This is a genomic window from Xanthomonas sp. NCPPB 2586 (assembly GCF_041475775.2).
GTDB classification, from domain to species: Bacteria; Pseudomonadota; Gammaproteobacteria; order Xanthomonadales; family Xanthomonadaceae; genus Xanthomonas; species Xanthomonas campestris.
The window spans coordinates 3,616,564-3,638,593 of the sequence record NZ_CM192981.1 but is presented as its reverse complement, the minus strand read 5'-3'; the positions used below and the strand labels follow the sequence as shown (position 1 = coordinate 3,638,593).

Here is a 22,030-nt window from a genome sequence, read left to right as displayed (position 1 = left end):
TTGCGTTGCGTGACGCCGCGCGCCAGCCTGTGTGCGTGTTACATCGACTCAGTGCGCAGCATAGTGAGCCCCGGGGCCACACCGTCCTTGGAAAACGCATCGGTGTTAACCGGGGCGAAGCGGCCTGTCATGTTGCAGCCTGTTAGGAGATCGCTGGCGCGGCGGGTCCAGCGGCCATCCGCCACAGACCGCACACTGTCACGCCGCGCCGCAGCTGGACGGAAACCGCTGCAGGCGCTAGCGTGATGCGGATTTTTTGCCTCAGGGGAATGCCCAATGCGCCATGACGCGCAGCCGCGCCAGCTCACCTTCCGTGCCGTCGTGCTGGCCATCGTGCTGGCGGTGGTGTTGTCGGCCGCCAATGCCTATCTCGGTCTGTTCGCTGGGTTGACCATTGCCACCGCCATTCCGGCGGCGGTTGTCTCGATGGGCGTGCTGCGCCTGCTCGGTGGCGGCACCATCCTGGAAAACAACATCGTCCAGACCGGCGCCTCGGCGGGCTCATCGATCGCGGCGGGGGTGATCTTCACCATCCCGGCGCTGGTGATCATGGGCTACTGGCCGGACTTCAAGTACTGGTGGGTGCTCGGCATCGCCGGCATGGGCGGCCTGCTCGGCGTGCTGTTCTCGGTGCCGTTGCGGCGCTCGATGATCGTCGAAGACCCGCTGCCGTTCCCCGAAGGCAAGGCCGCCGCCGAAGTGCTCAAGGCCGGCGAGAACCCCGGCCCGGGCCTGAAGATCCTGGCCATCTCCGGTGCCATCGGCGCGCTGGTCAAACTGGGCGCGGCCAGCGGCCTGCGCGTGATCCCCGACACCTGGGCGCAGGCCACCTACCTGGGCAGCAGCCGCCTGGTTGGCTATCTGGGTACCAACCTGTCGCCGGCCTTGCTCGGCGTGGGCTACATCGTTGGCTTGAACGTCGGGATCGTGGTGCTGTCCGGCTCGATCCTGTCCTGGCACATCGCCATCCCGCTGTACCAGCAGTTCTTCATGGGCAGCGACCCGGCGCTGGCACAGAGCCTGGTCAATGCGCCGGCAGCCGATGCCGCATTCGGTATCTGGGGCGCGAAGATCCGCTACCTGGGTGTGGGTGCGATGCTGATCGGCGGCGTGTGGACGCTGTTCTCGCTGCGCAAGTCGCTGTTCTCCGGCATCAAGAGCGGTTTTGCCGCTGCGCGTAAAAGCGGTGGCGGCGTAGTTGCCGAAACCGAGCGCGATCTGCCGATGAAGTGGATGCTGGTGGCGCTGGTGCTGTGCACCTTGCCGTTGCTGGGCCTGTACCAGGCCATCGTGCAGCAGTGGCACGTGTCGATCCCGATGACCATCATCATGATCGTGGCCGGCTTCCTGTTCGTGTCGGTGTCCGGCTACCTGGCCGGCCTGATCGGCTCGTCCAACAACCCGGTGTCGGGCATCACCATTTCCACCATCCTGTTCGCCTCGGCGGTGCTGGTGTTGCTGCTGGGCAAGAGCGGGCTGGTGCCGGTGGGCATCGGCGCCGCACCGCTGGGCGCGGTGGCCGCGATCATGATCGGCGCGGTGGTGTGCTGCGCGGCGGCGGTGGGCGGCGACAACCTGCAGGATCTCAAGGCCGGTTATCTGGTCGGCGCCACGCCGTGGAAGCAGCAGCTGATGCTGGGCATCGGTGCGTTCTCGTGCGCATTGATCATGGCGCCGGTGCTGAACCTGCTCGCCCAGGCCTACGGCATCGGCCCGGCCACGCCGCAGCATCCCAACTCGCTGGGCGCGCCGCAGGCCACCTTGATGGCTTCGGTGGCCAAAGGCCTGTTTGGCGGCCAGTTGCCGTGGAGCATGATCGCCATCGGTGCCGGCGTGGGCGCGGCCATCATTGCGCTCGACGAATGGTTGAAGAAGACCGGCAAGCGCTTCCGCGTGCCGGTCCTGGCCGCGGCGATCGGTATCTACCTGCCGCTGGAACTGATGGTGCCGATCTTCCTCGGTGGCCTGATCGCGCATCTGGTGGAGCGCTTCCACACCATCCGCGCCGACGACGAAGACGGCCGTGACCGCGTGCATCGTCCGGGCGTGCTGTTTGCCGCCGGCCTGATCACCGGCGAAGCCTTGATGGGCATCGCCATTGCGGTGCCGATCGTGCTGTCCAGCCGCGCCGATGTGCTGGCACTGCCGGCTGCTTTGCAACTCAATCAGTGGGTTGGCCTGGCGATCCTGGCCCTGGTGGGCTGGCTGCTCTATCGCGTCGGCAAGCACGGCGAAAGAGCCGCCTGAGTCAGCGACACACACGGCGCATGCGATGCATGCGCCGTCCTGGCAGGCGCGCAAGGCGACCTGCCTGCAGCGTATCCCGCTGCCCTCTGCACCATCCCAACGCACCGCCGCCGCAGACCGCATCGAGCGGCCCTGACAGCACGTCCTCGTCTGCGACCTGTCTTTGCGCCGGCTTTATGCCAGGCCCAGCGCGCATGCATAGCGCCTTTATGCCGCCGCTCCGTATCGTGCCGTCTCCCGCACGGATGTTGCGTTACGGCTGCCGCATGCCTCGATCGACCCCGCTGATCTTCGCGCCATAGGCCATCGCGCCGCCGCTGTTGCCGACAAAAACGTTAGCCCAATCACACCGCGCCTCTTCCAATGTGCGGTTGCGGTCGCTTTTTGCCTGGCGAGCTCGACAGTTCGACAGGATCGAGCAGACGCCGCGATTCCGGCGTCGTGCAGTCGATCCACCTCTCCACGCGCACCCCCGCCCACTCACTGCTGGTTTGTCGTGTCGCCGATCCAGCGCTCTGCCATGGAGTTACTGCAATGCTGACTGTTATTTCCCGTTCCTCGTCCCGTGTAGCGCGCACCCCTGTGCTGGTCATCGCCCTGGCCGGCGTGCTGTGCGGTCTGGCCTCGCAAGCGCAGGCGCAGGCGCAAGACGCCACCGAAGCACCGCTGTGCACCGATCGGCCGACCAAGGCCAATTCCACCTGTACCGTGCCGGCCGGCGCCTGGCAGCTGGAAACCGACATCGGCAGCTACACCCGCGACAGCCAGCCCGGCACGCGCATCGAAACCTCGGTGTTCACCAATCCCACGCTCAAGTACGGCGTCAGCGACCGCATCGATCTGCAGCTCAACTGGGCGCCGCAGCTGCAGGTCAAGACCACCGATCGCGCCACCGGCGCACGTAGCAGCCTGAGCGGCGGTGGCGACATCTATCTGCGCATGAAGGCGCGGTTTTACGAGAGCGATACCGCCACCGTCGCGGTGCTGCCGTTCGTCAAGGCGCCCACCGCGCGCACCGGTCTGGGCAACGACGAGTGGGAAGGCGGCATCGCGCTGCCGATCAATTTCGCCTTGCCCAACAGCTTCTCGTTGACCTTCGGCCCGGAGGTCGACTGGCTGGCCGACAGCGATGGCAGCGGCAACCATATCGCGGTGATCAATGCGATCAACCTGGCCCGCCCGCTGACACCGAAGCTGTCGATGGCGGTGGAAGTGTGGTCTTCGATCAATTGCGACCCCGCCGAAACCATCGAGCAGTATTCGGCCGACATCGCCACTGCGTATCTGATCAATCCGCTGTTGCAACTGGACGTGGGCGCCAACTTCGGCCTCAACGACCGCAACCCGGATGCGCAGGTGTATGTGGGGTTGGCGCACCGTTTCTGATGCGTGTGATGGGCCAGGCAGGGTGAGTTGGCGTACGTGCCACCGCGTTGCAAGCATGGTCAAAGTTGCGAGGCGCCAGGTTGACTGGCGCCTCGTAACATCCGTACGTGGCACGCCGGTCACTGCTGATGCTTGAGCAACGCTGAGCGGGTGCTGCCGCAGGGCAAAGCCCTCTCCACGTAACGGCGGCTGTTGCAATCACCTATCCAACGCAGCATGCACGCGTCAAGCGTGCCTGGCCACTGCCATCAGCTTGATGGCTGCACGACCCATGCCGCCACGCCGCCACGCGCGACAGCCATACGTGTTCGACAGCACGCGCCTGGGGATTCTGGTCGCTGCGCTGAGGCGCGCAATTCCATGCACGAGGCGAGGCCCACGCGGCCATGCAGGCAGGCGCAAGCGCAAGTCTTTGCGCGTGCGCCGCAGCAACGCCTACCATCGACGTTTTGCCGTTGCCGGAACTCCCATGAAGCTTCGTACTGCCGTATTGCCCCTGTGCCTGTTGACTGCCTTGCCCATGCTGGCCGCCGCGCGCGGTTTCGATGTGCGCGACATGGTGGCGCTGGACCGCGTGTCCTCGCCCACGCTCACGCCCGATGGCGGCGTGGTGGTATTCGCCAAGCGCCAGGCCAAGACCGCCAATGGCAAGGCCGCCACCAGCCTGTGGATGCGCAATCTGCGCACCCGCGATCTGGCGCCGCCCAAGCGGCTCACACCGGAAGGCTGGAACGTCAACAGCCCGGCGCTGTCGCCGGATGGCAAGAAGGTGTACTTCCTCAGCAGCAAGTCCGGCACCCAGCAGCTGTACGCGCAGCCGCTGGCCGGCGGCACCCCGCAGCAACTCACCGCCTTTGCGGTGGACCTGGACAGCTACAAGCTCTCGCCGGATGGCAAGCGCATTGCCTTCAGTGCGGGCGTGTTCCAGGACTGCGGCTCGGACCTGGGCTGCACCAAGAAGAAGCTGGCCGATCTCAAGAACGCCAAGGCCAGCGGTGTGGTGTACGACCAGTTGTTCGTGCGCCATTGGGATACCTGGAACGATGGCCGTCGCAACACGTTGTTCGTCGCCGAGCTGCCTGCGGCCGGTGCGAAGGCCGTGGCAGGTGCCTCGGCGATCAGCGCCACGCTGGCCGGCGATGCACCGTCCAAGCCGTTCGGCGGCAATGACGATTACGCCTGGTCGCCCGATGGCGCCAGCGTGGTGGCCAGCGTGCGCATCCCGCAGCCGCATGGCCCGGGCGCCGGCAAGACGGCTGCGCAAGGCAAGGCCACCGGCAACGACGAAGCGTGGCAGACCAACTTCGACCTGTATCGCCTGGATGCGGCCGGCAAGTCCGCGCCGGTCAATCTCACCGCCGCCAATCCCGCCTGGGATGCCGGCCCGGTGTTCAGTGCCGACGGCAAGACGCTGTACTACCGCGCCATGAAGCGCCCGGGTTTCGAAGCCGACCGTTTCGGCCTGATGGCGATGGATTTGGCCAGCGGCAAGACCCGCGAGATCGCACCGAAGTGGGACCGCTCGGCGGGCGAGATCGTGCTGAGCGACGATGGCAGCAGCCTGTACACCAGCGCCGACGATCTGGGCGAGCACCCCTTGTTCAAGGTCGACATTGCCAGCGGTGACGCCACCAAGGTGGTGGGCGAGGGCAGCGTGCATGCACCTGTGCTGGCCGGTACCACGCTGGCATTCACGCGTAACTCGCTCAAGAGCGGCGACCAGGTATTTGTCAGCGATGTGCAGGGGCAGGGGCTGCGTGCGATCACCCAGAGCGCCGGCGAATTGCTGCCCGACGTGCAGTTCGGCGACTACGAGCAGTTCCAGTTCAAGGGCTGGAACAACGACACCGTGCATGGCTACGTGGTCAAGCCGTACAACTATCAGGAAGGCAAGACCTATCCGGTGGCGTTCCTGATTCACGGCGGCCCGCAGGGCAGTTTCGGCAATGGCTGGAGCAACCGCTGGAATCCGCAGACCTACGCCGGCCAGGGCTATGCGGTGGTGATGATCGACTTCCATGGCTCCACCGGCTATGGCCAGGAATTCACCGATGCGATCAGCAAGCATTGGGGCGACCGCCCGCTGGAAGACCTGCAAAAGGGTTGGGCCGCTGCGCAGAAGCAATACGGCTTCCTCAACGGTGACAAGGCCTGCGCGCTGGGTGCCAGTTACGGAGGCTACATGGTGTATTGGATGGCCGGCAACTGGAACCAACCGTGGAAGTGCCTGGTCGACCACGATGGCGTGTTCGACAACCGCACCATGGGCTATGCCACCGAGGAATTGTGGTTCAGCGAATGGGAAAACGGCGGCACGCCGTGGCAGAACTCCGCAGGCTACGAGAAGTTCAACCCGGTGCTGCACGTGGACAAGTGGAAGGTGCCGATGCTGGTGATCCATGGCCAGCAGGATTTCCGCATCCCGGTCGAGCAGGGCCTGGCCGCGTTCACCGCGCTGCAGCGCAAGGGCATCGACTCCAAGTTCCTGTATTTCCCGGAGGAGAACCACTGGGTGCTCAAGCCGGACAACAGCGTGCTGTGGCACGACACCGTCAACAGCTGGTTGAAGCAACACATCGGGCAGTGATCGCCTGTTGAAGCACTGACCGGCACGCCGTGCAACGCGGCGTGCCGGTCATGTTTGTGGCTTAGAGCAGCTATCAAAACGACTGCGCAGCCGCCAGGCGGGCGCGGCCGGTGCTCGGAATCGGCATGTATCCCCGTACACTCCGGTTCCTCCGCGCCGTCCGCACCCACCTGACGGCTGCTCGCTACGTTTTGTTAGCCGCTCTTAGTGGGCAGCGAGCGCGCGTTTGGCCAGGTGGCCTTCCACAATCTGCAGGATCTCGGCCACCGCGATGCCGTACGAGCCAGCCTGGCCGGCATCGAATGCGGCTTTCCATTCGCTGTAACCGGGTAGATAGGCCGGGTCGGGCGCGCTGCTGCCAACCAGGGCCGCATCACTGCGGTCCAGTGTCTGGGCGATCACCGGCACATGCGGCAGCGTTTCCAATAGACCACCCGGTGCACCCGGATGCTGGATCTGCACCTCGCGCAGCGTGGCGTGCAGGATCTGCCCGCCCTGCGGATGCTCATCGATCCGGTTGATCAGCAGGAGCGGTGTTTCGCCTGCATGCCGCCCGCGGCAGCGCCACAGTTGCCCGACGGCGTAAGGCGTGGAAGTGGGCAGGGTCATGGCATCTCCGAAAGTACAAACGCGCATGATGCCGGCAGGCGCGCGACAAGGCGACCCGCGAATGCCACCAAGTTGCTCAAGTCATCCGACGTGCTGCCGCTAAGGGGTGCAGATGAGTACGCTCTTGGCGGGTTTGGTCGCGTAACGGCAGCTAATCGCGCACGTGCGTCATCGCTTCAGCGTCATGCCGACATGGCAAAATGAGGCGTCTCCACCTTTCCCAGTTCCCTGCAGGATCGCAAGGATCGTTTGCATGCGCATGTTTGTCCGCCCACTGATATTGGGGCTTGTTGTTGTTTCCTCTCCCGCCTGGAGCGCCGTGCCGCGGCCTGTTTCCAGTGCGCCCGTGCGTGCAACCGCAGCGGACGAGACGCCGCCTGCCGCGTCTGCCGCAGCCGATGCAGTGGGTGACGCGCTGGCAGTGCCGTTGCCGGCCACACTCCAGTCCGGCATGAGCTACCGCGCCTTTGCGCAGACAGTGATGGAGCAGGGCTGGCAGCCGGCGGACCCGTTGGCTGCCGACAGCTGCATGGCCGCCGGTGATTGCGAGATTGAATTCGTCGCACCAACACCCGGCACCCGCCTGCGTGTGCAGATCGGCTCGCAAGCCGGTGCTGCGGTGGTGCAGCGCTGGGCCACGCGCCCGGTGACGGCTGACCGGATTGCTGCCGGAACCGCGTCGGCCGCGGCCGGCACCACGCCCGCGCCGACTGCAGCGGCCGCAACGTCCGGCGCTGCCAGCGCGGCGAAAGATCCGCGCTGATCGGCATTCAGAAGGAATCGCGCCGCGGCGTATCATGACGTGGCCTGCCTGCGCAGCGGTTGCGAACTGCAGTGCCCGCAGCGCCGTCATTCCTTGCCCTGAGCCCATCGTCCTGCATGAAGAGCGTTGATCCTGCCGATCTGGAAGCGTTGTTCGACGCCGTGCCGGACGTGCTGTTCTTCGTCAAGGACCGCGAAGGCCGCTATACCCACGTCAACCAGACCATGCTGCGGCGGTTGGGCCTGAAGTCGCGCAAGGACTTGATTGGCAAGCGTGTTGCCGAGGTCTACCCCAGCGGGCTGGGCGCCAACTATGCCAACCAGGACGAACAGGTGCTGGCCGGTGCGGTGATCGACAACCTGCTCGAACTGCATCTGTTTGCCAACCGCGAACCTGGCTGGTGCCTCACCTGCAAGCGTCCGCTGCTGGTGGACGGCAAGGTGCAGGGCATCATCGGCATTTCGCGCGATCTGGGGCCGCAGGATGGCCAGGAATCGCAGTACGAAAAACTGCGTCTCGCGCTGGCCTACCTCAACGCCAACTACGCGCAAAACGTGCGCATGCAGGCGCTGGTGGATATCACCGGGTTCTCGATGTCCAAGCTGCAGCGTTCGTTCCGCAAGGTGTTCCAGCTCACTCCGCAACAGGTACTGGCCAAGCTGCGTCTGCAGATGGCGATGCATTTATTGCATGGAACCAAGAGCGTGACCGAGATTGGCCATGCCTGTGGTTTCAGCGATCAAAGCGCGTTTACGCGGCAGTTCAAGCTGGCTGTTGGCATGACGCCGCGTGAGTACCGCGCGCTGGCAAATGCTGGGCAGTTTCCTGCCGGAACTTCTTAGGGCGGTCTGATAAGACGAATTCGCAGCAGCGAAGTGAGTTGCGTGTGTGGTGCACTCACTGCAGCAGAGCATTGAGTCACAGCTTAGAGCAGCTATCAAAACGACTGCGCAGCCGCCAGGCGGGCGCGGCCGGTGCTCGGGAATCGGCATGTACCCCAGTACACTCCGGTTCCTTCGCGCCGTCCGCACCCACCTGACGGCTGCTCGCTACGTTTTGTAAGCCGCTCTTAGTTAGTCGAGTGCGCGGCGCCCTCACCGCTTGCGGGACACGCCGTGAATCCGTCCGTGGAGGCTCGGTGTCGGCATCCATGCCGCCACACGGTCCCGCAATCGGCGAGGACACCGCACCAGAACGTTCGTAGGTCGCTTCGTTGAAAGCCTGCCTGTTATTCGTTCGCGTTGCGACGCTGATCGGACGCGCCGTCATCCAAAAAAACGCGCGTATTGCGCTGCATGCAACCACGCACACCGACATGCCTGATTAGTCCGTGCCCGCTTACCGTCGCGGGACCTTACGCGGCATGGATGCCGCGTAAGAGCTTACAAGGACGTACTTGCAGCGTGTCCCGCGATGGTGGGCGGGCAAGGACCCTGCAGCCAAGCGGCAGATCATCTGCTCTGCAAGCAATCAACACCCCTGTCCAACAAACTCCAAAACACCCGAGATTTCGAAACGTAGCGTGCTTCAAATGCAATGGGCGCGAAACGACATGGAAAGTCGCTCGCGCCCAAGGCAGCTTTCGATGGCGCTGGTGCGGTTACGCCAGCATGCGCACCTTCGGCTCACGTGCCCATTGGCGGGTCTTGGCGGCGGTAATGAAGGCCTTGGTGTCGGCCGCATCGACCACGCCGGGGTCCTTGCCGACATTGCCGGCTTTGAGCAGGAGCTGCGCGCCGTCGTCGAAAGCAATCGCCTTCAGATGCGCCCAGGCATTGCTGACAAAATCCAGCGCCGCCGATTCGCGCGTCAACGCCTTGGCCGCCTCCGAAGACAGCAACACCGCCACCGCGTCGAACACGATCGACGGCGTGCCGGCCAGCTGGCCATCGGCCGCCAGTTGCTTGCCATCGCTGAGCTTGGCGCCGCCCAGCTTGGGGGCCACGATCTTGACCGTTGCACCGGCCGCTTCGGCCGCCTTGCGCACGGCCTTGATTGCCGCGGCGTCGGAGCCGTCGTGGATCAGGATGCCCACGGTGCGGCCCTGCAGCGTGTCCTTCATCTTGCCGATCAACTGCAGCGCCGGCGACAACGGCATGTCGGTCGGTGCAACGGCGGCCGGCGGTGCCGGCGGCAGGCTGGTCATGCCCATGCCATCGGCCACGCGCTTGGCCAGCGCTTCATCGATATGCCGCAGATGTCCCACGATGGCCTCGCGCACGTGCGCGGTTTCCACCTTGGAGAGTTCAAACACCAGTGCAGATGCAAGATGCGCTTGCTCCGGTGCGGTCTGGCTACGGAAGAACATGCGTGCCTGGCTGTAATGGTCGGCAAAACTTTCCGCACGCACGCGGCCCTTGGCGCCATCCTCGGCCGGCGTGGCATGGCTGGGGAAACCGCGCAGCGCTTCGCGTGGCGCATCGGCCTGCAACGAGCTGGGTTCGTACGCCACGCGGCCCTTCGGCACGCCCATCTGCATGTGGCCATCGCGCTGGTTGTTGGCGAACGGGCACTTCGGCGCGTTGATCGGAATCTGGTGGAAGTTGGGCCCGCCAAGGCGGCTCAGCTGCGTGTCCAGGTAGGAGAACAGCCGGCCCTGCAGCAGCGGGTCGTTGCTGAAGTCGATCCCCGGCACGATGTTGGCCGGGCAATAGGCGACCTGCTCGGTCTCTGCAAAGAAGTTGTCCGGCCAGCGGTCCAGCACCATGCGCCCGACGATCTGCAAGGGCACCAGCTCTTCCGGAATGACCTTGGTCGAATCCAGGTGGTCGAACGGGAATGCTTCGGCCTCGGCTTCGGTGAACAGCTGCACGCCCAATTCCCACTCGGGGAAGTCGCCCTTCTGGATCGCCTCGAACAGATCGCGGCGCTGGAAGTCCGGGTCGGCACCGGCAAGTTTGACTGCCTCGTCCCAGATGGTGGACTGCAGGCCCAGCTTGGGGCGCCAATGGAATTTGACGAAGGTACTGTCGCCGTTTTCGTTGAGCAGGCGGAAGCTGTGGATGCCGAAGCCTTCGATCATGCGCAGCGAACGCGGAATGGTGCGATCGCTCATCGCCCACATGATCATGTGCATCGACTCGGGGGTGAGCGAGATGAAATCCCAGAACGTGTCGTGCGCGCTGGCGGCCTGCGGAAAGCCGCGGTCCGGTTCCATCTTCACCGCGTGGATGAGGTCTGGAAACTTCATTGCATCCTGGATGAAGAACACCGGGATGTTGTTGCCGACCAGATCCCAGTTGCCTTCCTTGGTATAGAACTTCACCGCGAAGCCGCGTACGTCACGCGGCGTATCGACCGAACCGGCGCCGCCGGCCACGGTGGAAAAACGCGTGAATAGCGGGGTTTTTTCGCCCACTTCGGTGAGCAGCTTGGCCGTGGTGTACTGGCTCAGCGACTTGGTCAGCTCGAAGTAGCCGTGCGCCGCGCTGCCGCGTGCATGCACGATGCGCTCGGGAATGCGTTCATGGTCGAAGTGCGTGATCTTTTCGCGCAGGATGAAATCTTCCAGCAACGTCGGGCCGCGCGGTGTGGCGCGGAGCGAGTTCTGGTTGTCGCCAACGGGAATGCCCTGGTTGGTGGTCAGTTGCGGATGCGAGCCGCCAGCCTTCTGGTGCAGTTCGTCGCCGGTGCCGCGCAACTCATGCGCGCTTGCGGAACTACCGACAGAAGGAATCTGTGCGGGCTTGCTGGGGGACTTGGCCATGGGGGACTCCACGTTGGCGGGCTGGGATGCGAGCTATCCAGTCGAGCCTGGGAGTGGCGCTGTTAAATGGATGTGTCTGCATGCGAACGAACACTCACATGCGCATGCGAGCGCGTTGAAGGTCAGCGTGTAGCGAACAATTACACGCAAAAATAGCTGTTTAGTGCAACGACAACACTGTGACGCACGGCATGCTGCAAGCGCGACCGTGAGCGAGGTCTACAGCAGATCCAGTGGCTGCTTGCGCGTGGGCGGTGGAAATGCGCTGTCCAGGTCTGCCAGATCCCGCGCATCGAGTTGCAGCGTGCATGCATCTGCATTGGCGCGAACATGCGCCGGCGTGCCGGATTCGGGAATGGCGATCACCTGGCCACCGCGGATGGCCCACGCCAGCGCCACCGCGGTGGCCGCCACGCCACGTCGCGCACCGATGGCATGCAGCACCGGGTGATCGAGCAACGCACGGCTGCCCAGCGGCGAATACGCCATCACCGCCACCGCATGTTGCGCGCACCACGGCAATAGATCGAACTCGATGCCGCGGCTGCCGGCGTGATACAGCACCTGATTCACCAGGCAGTGCTGCCCGCCATCGATCTGCCAGAGCTCCTGCATGTCGTCGACATCGAAATTTGACACGCCCCAGTCACGGATCTTGCCCGCATCGCGCAGTGTTTCGAACGCAGCGACCACCTCCGCCAGATCGCTGCCGCCGCGCCAATGCAGCAGATACAGATCCAGCGTGCGCACGCCCAGGCGTTGCAGACTGGCTTCGCAGGCACGCGCAATGCCGCGCGCGCTGGCGTTGCTGGGCAGCACCTTGGACACCAGATACGGCGGCTGCCCGCGTGCGATCACCTGGCTGATCAACTGTTCCGAGCGGCCATTGCCGTACATCTCGGCGGTATCGATCAAGCGCATCCCCAGCGCCTGGCCGGTCTGCAGTGCTTCGATCTCCTGCTGCGGCGCATGCCGTCCCTGGCCCAGGTTCCAGGAGCCCATGCCGAGTGCAGGCACGCTGCGTCCGTTGCGCAAGGTCACCTGCGGGCAGTGGGTGGTGTCGGATTCGGACATGGCAGGGCTCCAGCGATCAGTGAGAGGGGGGTGCAGGCATCGGCACGGCAGTGGGCAGCGGGCGCGTTGCAGCCTTGGCCTGCGCATCCCAGAACGCGCAGCGATGCTGTGCGGCGAAGCCCGGCGTGGGCCCGATCCTGCCGGGCGACAGTATCAACGGCGTGTCGCCATCGAAGCGTGGCCAGGCTGGACGCCCGCCGCCATTGGGATCGCCGCTGCGCGCGAAGGCGCCCCAGTAATCCTGCAGCGTGTTGGCAAGTGCGTGCTGCGCAACGCGAACTCCGGTGCTACCAATTTAAAATACGCGCCCCTGCTCCAGCCCTGTCCATGCGCTGAATGCATCCTGCGTATCGCGTATGGCACCACGGATCTGTAGTTAAATGATGATCCCTCTAATCACACTTCGAGAATAACGTGAAGAAAATCTACCTAACCGTTGCGCTGCTGGCATTGGCGATCAGTTCCAATGCCGCGCTTGCACAGGAACCAAGTTTTTACGATTGTCAGAATAAGCGGATCCGAATGAGCATCCCGTCTATGCCCCTGGGCGAGGCCGTTGCTCGGTTCACAGAGCTGACACATTGCCCGGTGTCGATCGATGCTGACGAAGTCGCGAATACAGATGTGCATGAAATTCCGACTTTTGCCGTAAAAGGTAAGCTGACTCCCCGCAAAGCACTCGCTTTGATGCTCTCGAGTTCTCCGTTGAAGGCAAAGGAGATCAAGGGCGGATTCTCCATTTACCAAAACTAAAAAAATTAAATAAGATAATGTAAAGGGTGCTCATCGCGGCATGTAAAGTGGGGCTCGGCGGTATTGAAATGGACTGTACTCTGTAGATGGGAAATCGAGCGTCATCGAATCGGTGTAGCTTCGGGCGGAGCCGTTTTCCCATAATCCGTTTGCATCCGATGCCGCTGAGCACCCGTGGCGCTGGCACAGAACCTTTGGCTCGGGGGCGTGATACGCGCCCAGTGCATGTGAAACGTCAACCGCAATAGACTGAATGGCGCACCCGGGTCGTCGAACTTCGTAGGCGTACATCGGCACGCGGGTACGCAGCAGCTGGTCCAGCGTCGGGTGGTGCAGGCGGATCCGCGATGTGTGACTGGATTTGCACGATCTGTAACAAGTTTGCAGGTGCACGCCAGCGCGACTGCGCGACTGCGCCGCCATGTGCGCATACTGCGCCAGGACCGGTGCCTGCGCGGCATACATGCGTTTTACGCGCACCTCGTAGCCGCTTTGCAGGGTTCAACTTGTTGGCGTAGTAAAGCAATTGCGCAAACGGGTGGCCCTCAGTGCGATTGCTGCCGATCAACAACAACACTTGGAGCTGCCGCGCCTGGGCAATGGCCAGGCCTGGCGGTGCGGGCAGTACATCGCCACCGCGCATCGGCGTCCAGGCCGGTCAGCCCGCGGCGCTGCGGTTCGGCATCGGCCGGGGTCTCGTCGGGCAGCTGGCGCAGGCACGCGGCAACATCACATGTGCGTGCGCTGCCCAGTACATCCGCCCTCTGTGCGTCACCGCGCCCGGCATCGCTGCGTGCGACGGTTGAGTCGCCAGTCGGGCAGCTGCGGCTTTGCAGAATCGCGCGCTGCCGGCTTCTGTTGGGCGATCTTGGCGCTACTTGGCTCGGATGCCATGCGCGGACCGTGGTGACAGGCCAGCGCGCAGGATTTTTCTCTTCCGTACTCGTGCAAGACAGCGAGACTATGCCCCGGCGGCTGCGACGCATGCTGCTGCATCCCACGTTCAAGACACTAAAAAACCCGGCCACGTTAAACGCGGCCGGGTTTGAGTTCAGCGAAGGGCAGCGTTGCGGCGCTTATGCCACCACATCGTCCTTGTACGCATCCACCGGGATGCAGGCACACATCACGTTCTTGTCGCCGTAGACATTGTCCACGCGGCCCACCGGCGGCCAGTACTTCTGCTGCCTGAGCGAGGGCAGCGGGAAGGCGGCCAGCTCGCGCGGATAGGCATGCGTCCACTCGCTGGCCGAGACCTGCGTGGCGGTGTGCGGGGCGTGCTTGAGCGGGTTGTCCTCGCGGTCCAGGCGGCCGTCTTCGATCGCGCGGATTTCTTCGCGGATCTGGATCATCGCGTCGATGAAGCGGTCCAGCTCGTGCTGCGATTCGCTTTCGGTCGGCTCCACCATCAAGGTGCCGGCCACCGGGAAGCTCAGCGTCGGCGCATGGAAGCCGAAATCGATCAGGCGCTTGGCGATGTCCTCGGCACCGATGCCGCTGGTCTTTTCCAGCGGGCGGATGTCCAGGATGCACTCGTGCGCCACCAGCCCGTTGCGGCCGGTGTACAGCGTCTTGTAATGCGGTGCCAGGCGCTTGGCGATGTAGTTGGCGTTGAGCAGGGCGACCTGGGTCGCCTTGCGCAGACCGGCGCTGCCCATCATGGTCACGTACATCCAGCTGATCGGCAGGATCGAGGCCGAGCCATAGCTGGCTGCACTGACCATGCCGACATCGCCTTCGCCGAAGTTGGATCCGCTGCCATGGATGGCAGCTTTTTGATTTTCGCCGGCACGGATGCCGGCATTAGGAAGCGTCTTGGGCAAAAAGGGTGCGAGGTGCGACTTCACCGCGCACGGGCCCACGCCCGGCCCGCCGCCGCCGTGCGGAATGCAGAAGGTCTTGTGCAGGTTGAGATGCGACACGTCCGAGCCCCACTTGCCGGGCTTGGCCACGCCGACCAGGGCGTTCATGTTGGCGCCGTCGGTGTAGACCTGGCCGCCATGCGCATGCACCGCTTCGCAGATCGCCACCACGTCTTCTTCGAACACGCCGTGCGTGGACGGGTAGGTGATCATCAGCGCGGCCAGGCGGTCGGAATACTTCTCGGCCTTGGCGCGGATGTCATCGACATCGACATTGCCGTTGGCATCGCACTTGGTCACCACCACGGTCATGCCGCACATCTGCGCGGAGGCCGGATTGGTGCCGTGTGCGGATTCGGGAATCAGGCAGATGTCGCGGTGGGCTTCGTTGCGCGAGCGGTGATAGGCGCGGATTGCCAGCAGGCCGGCGTATTCGCCCTGCGCGCCGGAATTGGGCTGCAGGCTCACCGCGTCGTAGCCGGTGCATTCGACCAGCATCGCTTCCAGTTCTTCGATCAGCTGCGCATAACCGGCCGACTGCTCCGGTGGTGCCAGCGGATGGATCGCGCCGAACTCCGGCCAGGTCACCGGGATCATCTCGGCGGTGGCGTTGAGCTTCATCGTGCAGCTGCCCAGCGGGATCATGGTGCGATCCATGGCCAGGTCCTTGTCGGCCAGCGAGCGCATGTAGCGCAGCAGTTCGTGCTCGCTGTGATGGGTGTTGAACACCGGGTGCTGCAGGAATGCGCTGGTGCGGCGCAGGCCCTGCGGCAGCGCGTCGGCGGTGGCCGCATCCAGCGCATCGATATCCGCCTGGGCACCGAACAGCTGCGCCAGTGCCACCACATCGGCGCGCGTGCTGGTTTCGTCCAGGCTGATGCCGACCGCTTCGCTATCGATCGCGCGCAGGTTGATGCCGGCCGCACGCGCCTTGGCGTGGATGGCATCGGCATCGATCGCCTTGACGTGCAGGGTGTCGAAGAAATGCTCGCCCACGGTGACGCCCGCGCTGCGCAATGCGGCCGCCAGGATCGCCGCCAGGCGATGGGTGCGCCGCGCGATGCGGGTGAGGCCCTCGCGGCCGTGGTAGACCGCGTACATCGAGGCCATCACCGCCAGCAGCACCTGTGCGGTGCAGATGTTAGAGGTGGCCTTTTCACGACGAATGTGTTGCTCGCGCGTCTGCAGCGTGAGGCGATACGCCGGGTTGCCGGCGGCATCGATCGACACCCCGATCAAGCGACCCGGCATCGAGCGCTTGTAGGCGTCGCGGCAGGCCATGAATGCGGCGTGCGGGCCGCCGAAGCCGAAGGGCACGCCGAAGCGCTGCGAGTTGCCGACCACGATGTCCGCGCCCCATTCGCCCGGCGCGGCGATCAGCGTGAGCGCCAGCAGATCGGTGGCCACGGCGACCAGGCCGCCCTGCGCGTGCACGGCATCGGCCAGCGCGGCGTGATCGCCGATGTGGCCGAAGCTGTCCGGGTACTGCAGCAGCACGCCGAAGCACTCGGCCTGCATGGCTTCGTCCGGCGTGCCCACACGCAGCACGATGCCCAGCGGCTCGGCGCGCGTGCGCAGCAGCTCCTGCGTCTGCGGGTGCACTGCGTCGTGCACGAAGAACGTATCGGACTTGGACTTGGCCGAGCGCTTGGCCAGCGTCATCGCTTCGGCTGCGGCGGTGGCTTCGTCCAGCAGCGAGGCATTGGCGATCTGCATGCCGGTGAGGTCGGCGCACATGGTCTGGAAGTTGATCAGCGCTTCCATGCGGCCCTGCGAAATCTCGGCCTGGTAGGGCGTGTAGGCGGTGTACCAGGCCGGGTTTTCCAGGATGTTGCGCAGGATCACCTTCGGCGTATGCGTGCCGTAGTACCCCTGGCCGATGAACGTGCGCTGCACCTGGTTCTTGCTGGCAATGGCGCGGATCCTGGCCAGCGCTTCTTCTTCGGTGATCGCATCGGGCAGCGCCAGCGCGGCCGGCGACTTGATGTTGGACGGCACGATGGCGTCGGTCATCGCATCCAGCGAGTCGTGGCCGACCATGCCCAGCATCTGCGCGATTTCCGCGTCGTTGGGGCCGATGTGGCGTTCGACGAACGCGCTGTGGTGTTCGAGGTCGCGCAGGGAAGACGGAGTCTGGGACATGGCGGGCATCCGGGGCAGGGGGCATGCGAAAGGTCGGAAGCACCACGACCGGCATGACGCGCATACGCGCACCACGACCTGCCGCACTGGCGGTCTTCCTCGCGCCCCTCTGTCCTTTTGCCTGAGAGTTTAAGAACGCGGCCTGGCCTGTGGCCTGCCTGCGTTCCGTGCCCCTTCGGCGCCGGAGTGAACCGGTCTCTCCAGAGTTGTGTTGAAGATGGTATCGGGCCTGAGCGATTACGGGCTGTTGCGCCTTCGGCAGCGGCAGTGCCGCTTCTCCCACCGTGTTGCCGGCCGATTATAGCCTGCGCCCAAGCCGCCGGCGCGCCGCACCACGCCGCCGCGGCACGGGGGCTGCGCTCGGGTTTGCTTAACCTTGCCGGGGCGAACACCTATCATCTGCGGCCCTGTGTGCATCCAGTCCCCGCCGCCGACGCGGCCCCTGACGTGCACACTCCGCTGTACCCGCTTTCCGGATCCCGGCATGACCCCGACCACGCCCTCCACCCGTCGCATGGCGCTGCTGCTCGCCGGCCTGGCGATGTTCGGCCCGTTTTCCATCGACACCATCTTCCCGGCGTTCTCCCAGCTCAGCCGCAGCCTGGCGGTGGAAGAGGTGGCGATCCAGCAGACCATCAGCGTCTATCTGCTGGCCTACGGGCTGATGAGCATCGCGCACGGGCCGCTTTCCGACGCCTGGGGCCGCAAGCGGGTGATCCTGGGCGGGTTGGTGCTGTTCATCGCCGGCACCATTGGCTGTGCGTTGTCGCGCGATCTGCCGACGCTGCTGGCATTCCGCGCGCTGCAGGGGCTGTCGGCGGGCGTGGGCATGATCGTGGGGCGCGCGGTGATCCGCGACCTGTTCCAGGGCCACGACGCGCAGCGCCTGATGAGCCAGGTGTCGATGATCTTCGGCATCGCCCCGGCCATCGCGCCGATCATCGGCGGCTGGATCCTGCTCAGCGGCGCCGGCTGGCCGCTGATCTTCTGGTTCCTCGCGGTGTTCGGGCTGGTGCTGCTAATCGCCACGGTGACCTGGCTGCCGGAAACCCACCCGGTGGAAGCGCGCACGCCGCTGCAGCTGCGCCGCCTGCTGCATGACTATGTGCGGATCGGCTTCAACCCACGTTTCCAGCGCCTGGCCGCGGCCGGTGCGTTCAACTTCGCCGGCATCTTTTTGTACATCGCCTCGGCGCCGGTGCTGGTGATGCGTCACCTGCACCTGGGCGAGGGCGATTTCGCCTGGCTGTTCATTCCCACCATCGGCGGCATGACCCTTGGCTCGTTCCTGTCCGGGCGCATGGCCGGGCGGATGGATCCGGTGCGGCAGGTACGCATTGGCTTCATCTGCTGCGGTGTGGCGGCGCTGGTCAACCTTGGCTACACGCTGGCGGTGGCGCAGATCAGCCTGCCGTGGGCGGTGCTGCCGATCTTCCTGGCCGGGCTGGGCATGGCGCTGATCTTCCCGATCCTGGCGCTGGCGGTGCTGGACATGTACCCGCAGCAGCGCGGCCTGGCGTCCTCGCTGCAGGCCTTCACCCAACTGATGACCAATACCGTGGTGGCCGGGGTGCTGTCGCCGCTGCTGAGTGAACACCCGCGGCATCTGGCATTCGGCATGACCGGCTTTTTCTTGCTGGGCTGGCTATTCTGGCGCTGGGAGCGCCGCAGCGGCCGCCGCTTGCGGCGCCGCCAGGCTGCCGAGGCACTGCCTCTGGAGCCGGCCGACCACCTTTGACCCCACAGGAGCCTGCATGTCCACCGATTCCAAGCTGCGCCGCGATGCCCGCAAGCGGGCCACCGAGCGCGCGCGCAACCAGGCCGCTGCCAACCCCGCGCCGGTCTCGCCGATCGAACCGCATGCCGAACTGCGCGACCAGCAACGCACGCTGCTGGCCGGCATCGTGCGCCGCGACGGCGAGTGGGTGCTGGGCATGGATGGCCGCATCGCCGGCGAAAGCACCAGCGCCGCGCAGGTGCTGGCCCTGATCATGCGAGCGGCCGAACTGCACGAACGCCAGGGCACCCCCGTGCGGCTGACCTATTCGGACGCCCTCAAGGACGCCGCGCACGCCGAGGCCGCTGCGGACGGCATGGAATTCGAGCAGTTCAAGACCAAGCTGAGCGAGCGCTTGCAGGGCGCGAAGCTCAACTGATCTGCTGTGCAAGTGCGCGTTGCGGGCGCTGTTGGTTTCGGGCGCTGTTGTAGGAGCGCGCTTGCGCGCGAGGGCCTTCACGGTAACGCCCCATCGCGCGCGAGCGCGCTCCTACGATGGTCGGGGTGATGATTGGTCTGGCGTTTGTGATTGCTGGGGAGTGGAGCTCGATTGAGTCACGTTGCGTCGCGCCTTGCGCCAGCGCGACAGCGCAGTGAGCGCGCTTGCGTCGCATCGCCTGTGTTGATCGACGTGAATACGGCAACCCGAACCACAGCGCTGTTGTAGGAGCGGGCTTGCGCGCGAGGGCTTTCCCGGTAACGCCCCATCGCGCGCGCGCGCGCTCCTACGATGACTGCGGCGATGATTGGTCTGGCGTTTGTGTTTGCTGGGGCGTGGAACTCGATTGAACCACGTTGCGTGCGCGTCTTTCGCCCACGCGCCAGCGCAGTGAGGTTGCTTGCGTCGCATCGCCTGCGTTGATCGGCATGAACACGGCAGCCCGAACAACAGCGCTGTTGTAGGAGCGCGCTTGCGCCCGAGGGCCTTCCCGGGAACGCCCCATCGCGCGCGAGCGCGCTCCTACGACAGCCCAGCAACTGCCCGCTTGGTTGCTACATCGCTGCCCTTGCGATCCAGCAAAGGCAGCGTCGCAGGCGTGGCCACGACGCTGCCACTGAACCGGCTAACGCAGTCAACGCGCCTGCGAATGCCGCACCGACTCCTGCTGCGTTGCCTGCTCCAGCGCGGCAGCATCGCGCTCGGGCGCTGGTCCCAATGCCTGCAAGCGCTGCAGGCTGGCTTCCACCGGCGCTTCCTGCGCCGCCTTGGCGTCGAAGCTGCCGCGCAGGTGCGCCGGTGAATCGAGCGCGCCCTGGACCACGAAGCCGCGGGCCGGGTCGTTCCCGAGCAGCACGTGGTCGACGCGCTGTAGCCCATGCTCACGCGCGGCCACCAGCGATCCCAGTGCCAGACGCTCGCTGTCCATGCCCGGCGTGGGGCCATGCGCACCTTCCAGTCGCCCCACGGCAGCGGTGCATTGCTGCAGCAGCCCATGGTCCGGATGCGCAGGGTCGCGCGGATCAGGCACTGCTGCGGTTGCGGCCGCCGGGCGCGGTGCCACATCGGCGTCGATGCGTTGCAGCCGGCCGTCGAACTGGCCGTCGGCGCCGTCTGCGATGCGTTGCAGGCGCTCGGCAAAGGCCGCAGGCTGCCCGCCCACATTGCGCGCCATTGCAATGGCGAATTGCTCGGTGTCGGATGGCTGGCCGTTGCCGACCAGTAACGCCAACGGGCTTGCGCCGATCTTGTTGGCAGTGGCGGCGGTCTGCGTTTGCTGCAGCAACGCCTGCATCTGCTGCTCGTTGAACACCAGCGTGGTTTTCTGCCCGGCTTGAATTGCGCCAGTGCCCGCCATGTCGCCGCTGATCGCGCTATTGAGCGATTGCGCCATGGCTTTTTCTTCGCTGGCCTCGTTGCGGCCGCCAAGGCGTTGCATCAGCCCAGGGGTGGCAACGTCGCCGTCGATTTCGAAACGGTAGCTGCGCTCCTGCACGCGTTCGACATTGTTGCCGTCGTAGTGGCGCAGCACTGTCAGTGGCACGTTATCGCCGTATTTCAGCTGCTGCACCACGGCGTAGTCGTCCTGGCCGGGTTCGCTGATGCGGATCTGGCTACCTTCATTGCGGGTGCCCCCCAGATCGGCGTCGAGCGGGCCCAGTTGCAACTGCATGCGCTGCTGCGAACTGAAACCGATCCGCTCCAGCGTCTGGATCTGATCCACGCCGGGCGTGCCGGGCGCGACTTCGCCCGTGCGCGCAAACGCCGTCATGGCGTCGACGGCGCGAGGATCGCCCAGGTCGAACTGCGCGCTCTGCACACGTGAAGTGCCAAGGCGGTCGGTGCGGCCAACCAGGGCCTGCGCGGGGCCGGCCTTGAGTCCAATTGCATTGGCCGCTTCGATGGCGTCGTTGGGGCCGGTAGCCACGCGCACGTGGCGCTCGTCCACGCGTTCGATCAGGTAACTGCGGCCGCTGGCTTCGGTGATCTTGCTCTGCATCGCAACCTGTTGCAGGTCCGCCTTGACCTCGCGCTGTGCGAAGGCCTGGCTATCGAGCACTGCACGTGCGCCCACCGGCAAGCTCTCCGGTTGCAGCGGGTTCACCTGCGTGGCTGCGTCCACTGATTGATCGGCGCCAGGCAGTGTCAACGTGTAGCGCATGCGCTGGCCAGCGGCCACACCGGCTTCCAGGTTCAACGTGCCGCTGCCGAGTTTGGTCTGCCGGCTTTGCTGCAAGCCGGTCTGCGCGTCTGCTTCCAGGCTGAAGGTGGTGGTCTTTGCATCGGCATCGCTGACCACGCCCAGGCTCTGCGAGCTGGCGCTGCGCAGGCTGGTTTCGCCCAGCGGCTGCCTCGCATTGCCGCTGCTCTGCTGCGTGCTCTGCGTGTGCTTGATCGACTGTTCGCCGGGGTTGAGACCCAGGCTGCGGCCACCCGGCCCGTTGGCCGCGAATTCGGTGCCGGTGCTGCCGTAGGTTGGATCAAACGCGCCCTGCTGCGCGTCTGCAATGATCTGTGCATCGCGATCCGCATCGTGCGGACCCGGGCCAGTGGAGGCCTGGTTCATCGGATTGCTCCTTGCATGCTGCGCTGACGCAGCGGGGGCCGAAGTATATCGCCGAGGTTTTTCGCGATTATCAACAGGTCGTTATGCGGCTGCCGGGATCCGGCAACCGCATGACGTCA

At 65.1% G+C, this 22,030-nt stretch carries 13 protein-coding genes, 2 other RNA genes, 1 pseudogene and 1 riboswitch; of the genes and pseudogenes, 10 read left to right on the top strand and 6 right to left on the bottom strand.

Annotated features, from left to right (window positions below):
- The first annotated feature begins 276 nt into the window (after window positions 1–276).
- From ACCQ09_RS15805 to ACCQ09_RS15790, 4 genes are all read left to right on the top strand, one after another.
- Entirely contained in the window at window positions 277–2,247 is a 1,971-nt protein-coding gene (locus tag ACCQ09_RS15805; protein ID WP_011036303.1) for an OPT family oligopeptide transporter, read from the top strand.
- 534 nt (window positions 2,248–2,781) lie between these two features.
- Window positions 2,782–3,633, top strand: coding sequence for a transporter (locus tag ACCQ09_RS15800; protein WP_228428117.1), 852 nt, complete (start codon window positions 2,782–2,784; stop codon window positions 3,631–3,633).
- Window positions 3,634–4,102: 469 nt separating this feature from the next.
- Window positions 4,103–6,220 (top strand): S9 family peptidase, encoded by a 2,118-nt coding sequence (locus tag ACCQ09_RS15795; protein WP_228428118.1) that lies wholly within the window; start codon window positions 4,103–4,105, stop codon window positions 6,218–6,220.
- A 125-nt stretch (window positions 6,221–6,345) separates the two neighbouring features.
- Window positions 6,346–6,420: non-coding RNA, sX9 sRNA (locus ACCQ09_RS15790), on the top strand.
- Window positions 6,421–6,424: 4 nt separating this feature from the next.
- Here ACCQ09_RS15790 and ACCQ09_RS15785 read toward each other — a convergent pair.
- The gene (locus tag ACCQ09_RS15785) at window positions 6,425–6,856 is read right to left on the bottom strand and encodes a hypothetical protein (RefSeq protein WP_228428120.1); all 432 of its coding nucleotides are present in this window, start codon (window positions 6,854–6,856) and stop codon (window positions 6,425–6,427) included.
- Window positions 6,857–7,082: 226 nt separating this feature from the next.
- Between ACCQ09_RS15785 and ACCQ09_RS15780 the strand changes: the two genes are divergently transcribed.
- The 3 genes from ACCQ09_RS15780 to ACCQ09_RS15770 all read left to right on the top strand — a co-directional run bounded on the left by ACCQ09_RS15780 (window position 7,083) and on the right by ACCQ09_RS15770 (window position 8,657).
- A complete protein-coding gene (locus ACCQ09_RS15780; protein WP_228428122.1) occupies window positions 7,083–7,592 on the top strand; it encodes a hypothetical protein in 510 nt (169 codons plus the stop codon).
- Window positions 7,593–7,708: 116 nt separating this feature from the next.
- Window positions 7,709–8,434: an AraC family transcriptional regulator gene (locus ACCQ09_RS15775; protein ID WP_103701080.1), complete on the top strand. Its 726-nt coding sequence runs from the start codon at window positions 7,709–7,711 to the stop codon at window positions 8,432–8,434.
- 148 nt (window positions 8,435–8,582) lie between these two features.
- Window positions 8,583–8,657: non-coding RNA, sX9 sRNA (locus ACCQ09_RS15770), on the top strand.
- 535 nt (window positions 8,658–9,192) lie between these two features.
- Here the strand turns inward: ACCQ09_RS15770 and ACCQ09_RS15765 are convergent.
- The 3 genes and pseudogenes from ACCQ09_RS15765 to ACCQ09_RS15755 form a co-directional block, all read right to left on the bottom strand.
- A complete protein-coding gene (locus tag ACCQ09_RS15765) occupies window positions 9,193–11,298 on the bottom strand; it encodes a catalase (protein ID WP_014506993.1) in 2,106 nt (701 codons plus the stop codon).
- A 219-nt stretch (window positions 11,299–11,517) separates the two neighbouring features.
- Window positions 11,518–12,372, bottom strand: a complete 855-nt coding sequence (locus tag ACCQ09_RS15760; protein WP_228428124.1) for an aldo/keto reductase — start codon at window positions 12,370–12,372, stop codon at window positions 11,518–11,520.
- 16 nt (window positions 12,373–12,388) lie between these two features.
- Window positions 12,389–12,643 (bottom strand): annotated as a pseudogene (locus ACCQ09_RS15755) (carboxylesterase/lipase family protein); the annotation flags it as partial.
- A gap of 143 nt (window positions 12,644–12,786) precedes the next feature.
- Between ACCQ09_RS15755 and ACCQ09_RS15750 the strand changes: the two are divergent.
- Window positions 12,787–13,125, top strand: coding sequence for a hypothetical protein (locus ACCQ09_RS15750; RefSeq protein WP_012438983.1), 339 nt, complete (start codon window positions 12,787–12,789; stop codon window positions 13,123–13,125).
- Window positions 13,126–14,201: 1,076 nt separating this feature from the next.
- Here ACCQ09_RS15750 and gcvP read toward each other — a convergent pair.
- On the bottom strand, window positions 14,202–17,129 hold the full coding sequence (gene gcvP, locus ACCQ09_RS15745) for an aminomethyl-transferring glycine dehydrogenase (protein WP_040942372.1): 2,928 nt from the start codon (window positions 17,127–17,129) through the stop codon (window positions 14,202–14,204).
- A 99-nt stretch (window positions 17,130–17,228) separates the two neighbouring features.
- Window positions 17,229–17,343, bottom strand: a riboswitch (glycine riboswitch).
- A 270-nt stretch (window positions 17,344–17,613) separates the two neighbouring features.
- On the opposite strand from gcvP, the gene ACCQ09_RS15740 reads away from it, so the two are divergent.
- Complete coding sequence (locus ACCQ09_RS15740) at window positions 17,614–18,867, top strand: multidrug effflux MFS transporter (RefSeq protein ID WP_040941651.1); 1,254 nt, start codon at window positions 17,614–17,616, stop codon at window positions 18,865–18,867.
- Between the two features lie 16 nt (window positions 18,868–18,883).
- On the top strand, window positions 18,884–19,285 hold the full coding sequence (locus ACCQ09_RS15735; RefSeq protein ID WP_011269939.1) for a hypothetical protein: 402 nt from the start codon (window positions 18,884–18,886) through the stop codon (window positions 19,283–19,285).
- Window positions 19,286–19,979: 694 nt separating this feature from the next.
- Here ACCQ09_RS15735 and ACCQ09_RS15730 read toward each other — a convergent pair.
- Window positions 19,980–21,911 carry an XVIPCD domain-containing protein gene (locus tag ACCQ09_RS15730; protein ID WP_228428126.1) on the bottom strand — a complete coding sequence of 644 codons (1,932 nt, stop codon included), beginning with the start codon at window positions 21,909–21,911 and terminating at the stop codon, window positions 19,980–19,982.
- Window positions 21,912–22,030: the final 119 nt, after the last annotated feature.